The organism is Sutterella sp., from assembly GCF_030539355.1.
In the GTDB taxonomy this organism is placed as follows: Bacteria; Pseudomonadota; Gammaproteobacteria; order Burkholderiales; family Burkholderiaceae_F; genus Sutterella.
Genome location: NZ_JAUNSF010000003.1, coordinates 78,382 through 87,698, shown reverse-complemented (window position 1 = coordinate 87,698; position 9,317 = coordinate 78,382). Strand labels below are relative to the sequence as shown.

Here is a 9,317-nt window from a genome sequence, read left to right as displayed (position 1 = left end):
AAAATCCACACTTTCACCTAACAGAGCCTTGATTTTTGGCGGTCACACCTGATGACGGATCAGAAGGCGTCCTTGAAGGTGATGAAGAACGTCGTCGTCAGGTGGTAGAAGACCGGGGCGGCGAAGGTGATCGGGGCGAGTCGCGCGAGGAGCCCTCGCGTCATGTAGATGTCGCCCTCGTCGGCGAGCTTCTGCTCGCCGCCCATGCTGCGACGCACGCAGTTGAAGACGAGGTCGCCGAGGACGCCCGCGATCACCACGGCGAGCGCCATCAGCAGCGCCTGCCAGAAGCGGAACGGGGTGATCCAGTACATGGCGGCGCCGGCGAGGAGGCCGCCGAGGCACCCGATGGCGTTGCCGAGGAGCGTCCGGTTGACGGAGAGCTTGAGCGCCTTGCCGCCGAGCATCGAGCTCGCGAGCGACCCGCAGAGGTCGGAGACGAAGATCACGAGCAGGAAGAAGAGCATCAGCAGCGGACCCGAGGAGCCGTAGCGCGTGAGGTCAAGCGTCGCGATCGCCGGCGCGTGCGAGAGGCAGAAGACGCAGAGCATGATGCCCCACTGGACCTTCGCAATGCGCTCGAGGTAGCGGTCGGTGTCGTGCGAGAGCGCCATGATCGGCGGGAGCGCGAGGAAGAGGTAGACCGGGATGAAGAGCGTGAAGATCTCCGGGCGGTCGAAGCCGATCGCGATGTACTGCACGGGAATCGCGATGTAGAAGGCGAGCACGAGCGCGTAGTGGTCCGTGGGCTTCGTCGGCGTGATCGCGATGAACTCGCGGAGCAGGAAGAAGCTGATGAAGGCGAAGAACACGAGGAGCGCGGGCTGGCCGAGCAGGAACGCGATCGTGAAGACCGCGATCAGCCACCAGGCCATGCGCAGGCGCGAGCTCACCGCGCGCAGGCGCGAGCGGCGCTCGGGGGTCTCCGCGCGGTCAATCGCCCAGGAGACATAGAACGAGCCGAGGGCCGAGAGAACCACTAGGCCGACGAAGAGAAAGGCGTATGCCTCGAGAAGTGTGAAACCGAGTCTCATGCTTTCGACAGTTCGATGACGGCGTCGCGCGCGCGGTTGAGGAAATCTTCCTTGAGGTCGTCGACCGAGTGCTCAAGCGGGGCGCCGAAGCGCACCGAGCAGACGGTCGGCACGGGGAGCAGCACGCCCTTGGGCATGGCGCGGTGCAGGTTCTCGATGTAGACCGGAATGAACTCGACATGCGGGAACTCGCGCATCAGGCGCCAGATGCCGGACTTGAAGGCGCTCGGGATGGCCTGCGGGCGGCGCGTGCCCTCGGGGAAGATGATGAGCGAGTCGCCCGCGAGGAGCGCGTCGCGCAGCGGGTCGAGCGGGTTGCTGTGCTCGGTGCGGCGGCGGTCGACGAGGACGCAGTGCAGTTCCTCGAGCGCGATGCGGCGGCGCAGCAGTCCCTTCTCCCAGTAGTCCTTCGCGGCGACCGGGCGGACGTGTTTCCTCAGCTGCGGCGGCAGCGAGGCCCAGATCACGATCGTGTCGAGGTGGCTCGTGTGATTTGCAAAATAAACGCGCTGACGCGACGAAGGCGCGCAGCCCTGCCAGTGCGGATAGGCGCCGACGAGAAGCCGCGTGAGCCAGACGATGGGCGTCATCAATTTGAAGGGACTGGGCACTGCTGGATTACCTTGAGAAGGTGATGGGAAAGGAACATTATCGTTCAGCTTCGCGGCCGGGGCAAAAACCGTTGTTCAGTCCCCGCGGACGCACTGTCCAATAAAGCGCTCGAGCCCGGAGGGCGTGAAAGGCCACGTGAGGAGCTCCTGATCGTCGCCGTCACGGAAGAAGGCGACCGCGGGGAGCTTCGAGACGCCGCACTCGCGCGCGAGCGGCTCCTCGACGGCCACGTCCGCGTGAAAGAACTGCGCCTCGGCGGCATGCGCCGCGGCCGCGGCCTCGATGAAGGGGCGCGCCGAGCGGCAGCTCGCGCACCAGCTCCCCGAGAAGGTGACGAAGACCGGTCCTCCCGCGTCGATCGCGTCGAGGATCCGGCGGTGGGCGGCGACCTCCTCGGCGGCCGTGGCCATTATTCGTCCACCCGGCAGGCGAGCGCGGGGAGCATGCGGCGCACGCTCGAGAGACGCGCGAGCTCGAGGTCGCAGATCGCGGCGCCCTCGCCCGACGGAATTTCGGCGAGCACCGAACCCCAGGCGTCGAGCACGCGGGTGTGGCCCCAGGTCGTGCGGCCGCATTCGTGCTGCCCGGACTGTGCCGCGGCGGCAACGAAGCACTGGTTCTCGATGGCGCGGGCGGCAAGGAGCGCAGCCCAGTGCGCACGGCCCGTCTGGGCGGTGAAGGCCGCCGGGAGCAGGATCAGGTCCGGCGTCGCCATCGCGCGGAAGTGCTCGGGGAAGCGCAGGTCAAAGCCGATGCCGACGCCGACGCGCAGCTTCTCGCCGTCGCGGTTGATGAGCTCGAACGAGCCCGCGGTCGTGCCCGCGTCGATCTTCTCGCGCTCCTGGCAGAAGATGTCCTCCTCGGAGAGCTTGCGGGAGAAGAGATGCACGCGGTCGTAGCGGAAGGCCGCCTCGCCCGCGGGATTGAAGACGATCGTGGTGTCGGTGAAGCGGCCGTTGTCGCCCGAGCGCACGGGAATCGAGCCCGCGGCGATCCAGATGCCGTTCTTCTCCGCGGCGAAGCGCACCGACTCCTGGATCGGGCCGTCGCCGAAGGGCTCGGCGATGTCCGAGAGTGCGGCGTCGCGGTCCGCGAGACGGGCGAAGGATTCGGGGAGGACGATGAGCTCGGCGCCGGAATCCGCGGCGGCAGAGATCATGGAGAGCGCGCGAATGACGTTCGCCTCGGCGTCAAGGCCGGAGGTCATCTGTAGGGCAGCGATGCGCATGGTAGGTCGAGTGGCTGGGGGTTTTGTTTTTTGTGGTCTGAGCAGGCCCGGCACAGGGCGGCAGGCTGCATTCGTTGGATTTTAAAGGCTATTCAGAAGTCGCATTCCTCTGCGTCTGCGAGCGGGCGCGGCGGTCAACCTTGCTGATCACCGGGTCGTCCATCGGCCCCTTCACCTCGTAGAGGGTCGAGAGGAGGCTCGAGATCTGGTCCTTGAGGAGCCACTGTGCGATGAGCGTGCCGATGCCGACCGCCGGGTTGGCGATGGCGAGCGCGAGCGAGGCGCCCTCGGCGTTGATGCTCGGAAGCACGAGCGCCTCGAGGTCGATCAGACTGTTGACGAGGTCCACGTCGCCGTCGATCACCACCGCCGCGGAGCTGCCGACGAAGGTCGAGCGCTTCACCCGCACGATGCCGTTCTCGATCGCGCAGTCGGTCGTGAAGGAGTCGAAGAAGAAGCCCTTGGCGACGACGTCGCGGAAGTCAAGCGTGAGGCGCCTCAGGAGGTGCTGCATCGAAAGGAGCGAGAGCAGGCGCCCCGCGCCCGGCTCGACCTGCAGGATCTGTCCGGCGCCGGCGTTCGCAATCATCGATCCGGAGAGCGTGGCGAGATTGAAGGCCGAGGGACGGCCCGCCCACGAGAAGTTCACCGACATCGTGCCCGGCGCGTTGTGCAGGGCGTCGCGCACGCCGAGGCTCGTGAGCATCTCGCCCGCGTCGCGCACGTCGACGTTACCTGTGAGCGATGTAATTCCGGCCGGATCCTTCGCGGTTCTCCTCCAGCTGCCGGTGCCCGTGACCGTCGCTCCCTTGTTGCGGATCGTGAGCTTCGAGAGGTTCCAGCCCGCGGCGCCGTCCTTCTCGGTGCGGTTCGCCGCGACGGCCTCGACGCGGCCGATCGCGCGAGCGCCCACGTGGAGATCCTCGATCGTGACGTCGAGGTCGGGGAAGAGCGGGAGGGTGTTGAGCGTCCCGAGGAGGCCGGAGGCGCCGGTCTCGGCCTCGGCTGAGGCGTTCTCCGCGGCGGGTTTCACGGCGGTGTCCGTTTCCTTTTCCTCGTCGGCGGGGATCGCGAGACGGCGCAGTTTCGCGGTGAGCTTCGCCGGGCGGCTGCCGACGTGGTCGAGCCAGGTGACGGATCCGGCGGCGAGTCCGCCCTCGGCCGTGGCGGTCCACCCGGTCGGGGTGCGGCGCCAGAGGGCGTCGATGCCGCCCACGGGGCTGCCCTCCCACGAGACCGCCTTGGAGTAGATCTCCGCACGGGTGAACGCGGCGCGCTTCGGCCCTGCTGCGGATGTCCCCGTGCCGTCCGAGGGGTCGGCCAGGGCGCCTGCGAACTCCATGCCGCCGAGGATCTCGCTCCAGCGCGAGAGGTCGAGCGTGTCGGAGCGCACGGCGAGCTCGATGCCGCTCTTCACGGAACGGCGCTCCGCGCCCGCGCCGATGAAGCCGCGGGTGAGGACGTTCTTCTCCCAGCCGAGGTCAAGCGTGAACAGGGGGCTCGCGGTGATGGCGAGCGAGGTCGTCCCTCCGCCGATCTCAAGCGCCACGCGGGCGGGAATGCGGGCCGAGGCGGTCTTCGCGAGCGGCTCGGGAAGCGCCGAGGTGAGGCCCGCGAGCGAACTCGTCGCGGTGATGCGCAGCGGGGCGCCCCCGGAGAGGGGGATCTGCGCCTCGGCGCTCACGCTCGCCGTGCCGGTCACGTGCCTGAGGAGCGGGTCGAGCTCGGGGAGTCCCGTGAGGGTGCGCAGGTCCGCGGCGGACGCGGAGGCGTCGATGTCGATGATCGTGCGGTTGTTCTTCGTCGAGACGGCGGCCGTGACCGGGCCCGCGGCGGTGCTGCCCGTGAAGTTTCTCGGGCTCGAGATGCCCTTCGAGCTCACGGAGAGGGAGCCCGAGAGCCCGCGGATCTCGGGAAGGATCGGCAGGTACCGGAAGGTGCCGTTCGTCACCGAGGCGTTCACCGCGTAATAGGGCGTGTGACCCTCGTCGAGCGGGATGTTGAGCGAGAGATGCGCCTCGACGGCTCCCGACGCCTTCGACTCGGCAAAGGGCGTCCCGATCAGGTTCGCGAGGAAGGGCGTGCGGGTGAGGTAGCCGAGCCCCTCGGAGAGGTCGCCTCTGATGTCGCCCTCGACGGTGAGGACAGGGGGTTCGCCGAAGAAGGAGGGAATCTCGACCTTGACGTTCGAGGCGGAGAGCTTCCCGCACTCGCCCGAGTCGCCGATGATCGTCATGCGGTCGCCCTCGAAGATCATGCGGCCGCGGATGTTCGTGAGGACGGGGAACTGTTCGCCGCGGGCCCAGGATTTTCCGGAGCGCCTGCCCGAGGGGAAGATGTCCATCGAGCCGCGTTCCACCTCGCCGGTGATCCGGAAGAGGCCCTTGCCCGCGTCCTCGCCCACCCAGGGGTAGCGCGCGAGTTCGCCGCGCACGACGTACTCGCCCTTCGAGGCGCGCCCGGAGATGACGGACTGCACGACATAGTCGAGCGCCGCGTCGCCGATCACGTTCGGAAGGTACTTGTGGACCGCGGCGCCGTTGGCGCGCTCGAGCGTCCCGTGGATGTCGAGCGTTCCGGGGCCGCCCGTGGCGGTCCAGCTGCCCTCGCCCGTGGCGTGGCCGTCCTCGTTCTGCACGACGATCTGCTGGAAGTCGATGCGCACCTGGGGATCGAGCGTGACGGTCACGAGGCCGGTGAGCTTCGAGAGGTCGAGCTTCGGATCGCGGAAGATGCCGGGGAAGTAGAGCGCGCCGTAGTGCGTGGCGAGCTCGACGTCGATCTCTCCCGTGGTGCGGGTGCGCACGGTGCCCGAGATGTTGCGGAAGCCCGGCAGCCCGTCCGTGCCCGCCGTGAGGGAGAGCCCGGTGAAGTGTCCGGAGACGCGCCAGTTCGAGGGAACCTCGAAGTCGTCCTTCACGGTGGCCGAGACATTGCGCAGCGTTCCGGAGATGGTTTTCTCCGTGAGGAACTTCACGGCGCCGGGCGGGATCGGCAGCGACGTGGCGATTCGCGAGAGCGTGCCGATGGAGACCTGGGAGGCGCCGAAGGTGCATTCGTTGAGCTCACCCGTGTCGTCGCGGGTGCAGTCGGCCGAAAGCTCGGCCGGGCCGAAGCGGCCCGCGCGGAAGGTGCGGAAAGTGAAGTTATGCGCGTGGAAGCTCGTCTCGCGGCCGTTGTCCGTGTATTCGAAGCGCCCGGAGAGCTCGGGGAGCCGGAGCGGCTGAAGGTTCTCCCAGAAGAGCGCGTTCACGTCGGCGAGCCGGATGCCGCTCGTGAGCGAGGTGATGCGGCCCGAGTCGAATCTGGCCCAGAGACGCGCGGCGCCGCGGCCCTTGCTCATGAAGCGGCCGAGTCCCGCGCGGGAGAGGAGCCTCGCGTAGTCGATGGCCTCGAGGTTCGCGTACGCCTCGCCGCGCCAGGTGAGCGGGTCGTCGTTGCGCGTGAAGAGGTGCTTTTCGACGCGCGCCCTCAGGTCGAAGGTCTTGGCCTCGCCGTCGACGACCACGGAGCCCGAGACCGCCGCCCGGTAGTCGAGGAGCCGCTGCTCGAAGGCGACGTTGACGCCCTCGAGCGAGACGGGCTGCGGGTTCTCCACGCGCTCGTCGATGTAGCGGATGGTGCCGTTCTTCAGATGCACCCGGCCCTGGGCGAGAAGCCAGGCCGTGACGGGCTGTTGCGCGGGCGAGGACTTTCTGTCCTTCCCGTCTTTTTCAACGGCGGCTGCGGCGGCCGCGGAGACCGGGTCGACAGAGGCCATGCTGACAGTGAGGCCGGCGATGTCATAGGTCGATTCATCCGTGCGGCGGATCGTGAGCGTCGGGTCCGAGATGACGAGCGAGTGGAACCTGAGCGACAGGTGCCAGAGAGACGACCAGGCGAACTCGGCCTGTATCTCGGGGAGCCTCAGCGCGACGGGGCCGCCCGGGCGAGCAAGCGAGACGTCGCGCAGCGTGAGCACCGGGCGCAGCAGCGTGAAGCCCGCGTCCATGTGCTCGGCGCGGATGTCGATGCCCGTGGCCTGGGAGAGCAGCTGCTCGTAATCGTCGAGGTGCTTCTCGAGCTCCACCGTGACCACCCAGCGCGACAGGATGATGAGCGCGCCGGCGACGAAATAGAGGATGAGCAGAATCTTCCCGACGAAGCGGAGCGCGCAAAGGGCTCCCGAGAAGCGCCCGGGGGCATCGTTCTCTGTTGTTCGGCGGGAGGTGGTCACGGTTTCGACGGTCGGTGAGTCGAGGAAAAAACGAGTTCGGGGAAGGGCCAGGGGCCACGTATTTCTCCAACAGTGAACGTTAGCACGCGGCCGCTGTAAGGAAGAAACAGGTAAATGAAACCTAAAATGACACCAAACCGTCCGCGGACCCGCCAGTCTTCAGACGAAACAGGAAAATAACGGGTCACCGGGAGCGGAAATAGCGGACCGCGCTTTCCGCCGGACTACCCCGGAAAAGGGACTCGACCCCGGACGAAACAGCAACAAAGGAAGGAGAACCCCCTCATGCCCAAGCCCACGCTTGCCGAGACCGCACGCCTCTCCATATTCGCGGCGCGCTCGTTGAAGGCGATGCTCCCGATGGGAACCGACGAGGAGCGCGAGGCCGCGTTCGAGAAGCTCGCCGAGGCGCCCTGGACGCGCGAGCGCATCCGCGGCGAGCTCGCCCCCATCACCGACAGCACGGTGCTCGGCATGCGGCTGAGGACGCTCAGGCGCGAGCTGATGCTCACGCTCATCGGTCGCAACGCCTCGGGACTCTGCGAGTACCCGGAGGTGGTGACCACGATGACGGAGTTCGCCGAGGAGGCGGTCCGCGCCGTCGTCCGCGTGCATTCCCGGGAGCTCTCCGAGCGGCTCGGCGTGCCGATGAGCCCCGAGGGCGTGCCGCAGGATCTGCTCGTGGTCGGCATGGGCAAGCTCGGCGGCCGCGAACTCAATGTCTCCTCGGACATCGACCTCATCTTCCTCTTTGACGAGGACGGCGAGACGAAGCCGACGCCGGAGTTCCCGAACGCCCGCCGTTCGGTGACGAACGACGAGTACTACGCGCGCCTCGCGCGCCGCATCATCCCGGCGTTGAACGACACCGAGGGCGCGGGCTTCGTCTTCCGCGTCGACATGAGGCTCAGGCCCAACGGCGACTCGGGGCCGATCGCCTGCTCCTCGGGCATGCTCGAGGAGTACCTCTACAGCCAGGGCCGTGACTGGGAGCGCTTCGCGTGGCTGAAGGGCCGCATCGTGAGCGAGCCCGTCTTCACGACGCCGGAGGTGTTCGCCGCCCAGGGCGAGACCATCCGCTCGCTCGTCCGTCCGTTTGTCTTCCGCAAGTACCTCGACTTCAGCGCGATCAGTTCCCTCACGAAGCTCCACGAGATCATCCGCGCCGAGACGGACCGCCGGGAGCTCGCCCGTGCGCGCGAGGGCTGCAACGTGAAGCTCGGCCGCGGCGGCATCCGCGAGATCGAGTTCATCACGCAGACGCTGCAGGTGATCCGCGGCGGTCACGAACCGAAGCTCCGCGGCCGCTCCACGCTCAAGATGCTCGATCAGCTCGCCAAGGGCGGGGCGATCGAGGCCGCGACCGCGGCGAAGCTCGCCGAATCCTATGTGTGGCTGCGCGACGTCGAGCATGCGCTGCAGTACGTCGACGACCAGCAGACGCAGTGGCTGCCACGCGAGGGCGAGACGCTCGAGCGCGCGGCCGGTCTCCTCGGCCTCGCTCCCGCCGAGCTCTGGGAGCGCATCGAGGCGACGCGCGACTTCGTCGCGAAGTCCTTCGACAGCATCTTTCAGATCAATTCGGCGAAGTCCGAGGCGGCCGATCTCGACATCTGGCCCGTGGGCTGGTCGGACGGCGCGCCGCGCGCCGTCGAGCTTTTGGACGAGATGCTCCGCGGCATCGGCTACGGCGACGGCGCCGACGAGCTCGCCCGCCGCATCGTCTCGCTCGTGAACGGCCGGCGGGCCTCCGCGCTCTCCGAGGAGGCAAGGACGCGCCTCGTGAGGCTCGTGCAGTTCGTCGTCGAGAAGTGCCCCGAGTGGATCGAGAAGTCCGGCGTGCGCGTGATCTCGGCCGACGAGGAGCTCTCGCGCTATCTGCAGCTCCTCGAGGCCATCGCCGGGCGATCGACCTACGCGGCGCTTCTTTACCAGTACCCGAGCGCGGCGGCGCGCGTGGGGCGCGTGCTCGCCGCGAGCCGCTGGAGCGCGGACTATGTCGTCCGCCACCCGATCGTGCTCGACGAGCTCGTCGACGAGCGCATCTCGGAGATGAGTGACTTCACGCCGGTCGACTGGAGCGGATGGCGCGAGGATCTGCGCGCGGCGCTCCTCTCCGCGGACGGCGACCAGGAGCGGCAGATGAACTGCCTGCGCGACGCGCACCACGGCGCGGTCTTTCGCCTCCTGATCGCCGACCTCGACGGCCGGTTCTCGGTCGAGCGCC

6 protein-coding genes are annotated in these 9,317 nt (G+C 68.0%); 1 reads left to right on the top strand and 5 read right to left on the bottom strand.

Annotation, left to right across the window (positions count from 1 at the left end):
- Nucleotides 1-59: 59 nt before the first annotated feature.
- From Q4F91_RS01485 to Q4F91_RS01465, 5 genes are all read right to left on the bottom strand, one after another.
- Nucleotides 60-1,034 carry a phosphatidate cytidylyltransferase gene (locus Q4F91_RS01485; protein WP_303333995.1) on the bottom strand — a complete coding sequence of 325 codons (975 nt, stop codon included), beginning with the start codon at nucleotides 1,032-1,034 and terminating at the stop codon, nucleotides 60-62.
- On the bottom strand, nucleotides 1,031-1,645 hold the full coding sequence (locus Q4F91_RS01480; protein ID WP_303333994.1) for a 1-acyl-sn-glycerol-3-phosphate acyltransferase: 615 nt from the start codon (nucleotides 1,643-1,645) through the stop codon (nucleotides 1,031-1,033). Before Q4F91_RS01480 ends, Q4F91_RS01485 begins: the two co-directional genes overlap by 4 nt.
- A gap of 75 nt (nucleotides 1,646-1,720) precedes the next feature.
- Nucleotides 1,721-2,056, bottom strand: coding sequence for a thioredoxin family protein (locus Q4F91_RS01475; protein ID WP_303333993.1), 336 nt, complete (start codon nucleotides 2,054-2,056; stop codon nucleotides 1,721-1,723).
- Nucleotides 2,056-2,874, bottom strand: coding sequence for a nitrilase-related carbon-nitrogen hydrolase (locus Q4F91_RS01470; RefSeq protein WP_303333992.1), 819 nt, complete (start codon nucleotides 2,872-2,874; stop codon nucleotides 2,056-2,058). Before Q4F91_RS01470 ends, Q4F91_RS01475 begins: the two co-directional genes overlap by 1 nt.
- 88 nt (nucleotides 2,875-2,962) lie before the next feature.
- Nucleotides 2,963-7,090: a YhdP family protein gene (locus Q4F91_RS01465; protein WP_303333991.1), complete on the bottom strand. Its 4,128-nt coding sequence runs from the start codon at nucleotides 7,088-7,090 to the stop codon at nucleotides 2,963-2,965.
- A gap of 285 nt (nucleotides 7,091-7,375) precedes the next feature.
- Between Q4F91_RS01465 and glnE the strand changes: the two genes are divergently transcribed.
- Nucleotides 7,376-9,317, top strand: a 1,942-nt coding sequence (gene glnE, locus Q4F91_RS01460; RefSeq protein ID WP_303333990.1) for a bifunctional [glutamate--ammonia ligase]-adenylyl-L-tyrosine phosphorylase/[glutamate--ammonia-ligase] adenylyltransferase, incomplete at its 3' end; no start/stop codon positions are given.

Bases quoted from the DNA above. Each gene is read 5' to 3' on its own strand.
- Q4F91_RS01485 (WP_303333995.1), bottom strand. From the start codon at position 1,034: ATGAGACTCGGTTTCACACTTCTCGAGGCATACGCCTTTCTCTTCGTC.
- Q4F91_RS01475 (WP_303333993.1), bottom strand. From the start codon at position 2,056: ATGGCCACGGCCGCCGAGGAGGTCGCCGCCCACCGCCGGATCCTCGAC.
- Q4F91_RS01470 (WP_303333992.1), bottom strand. From the start codon at position 2,874: ATGCGCATCGCTGCCCTACAGATGACCTCCGGCCTTGACGCCGAGGCG.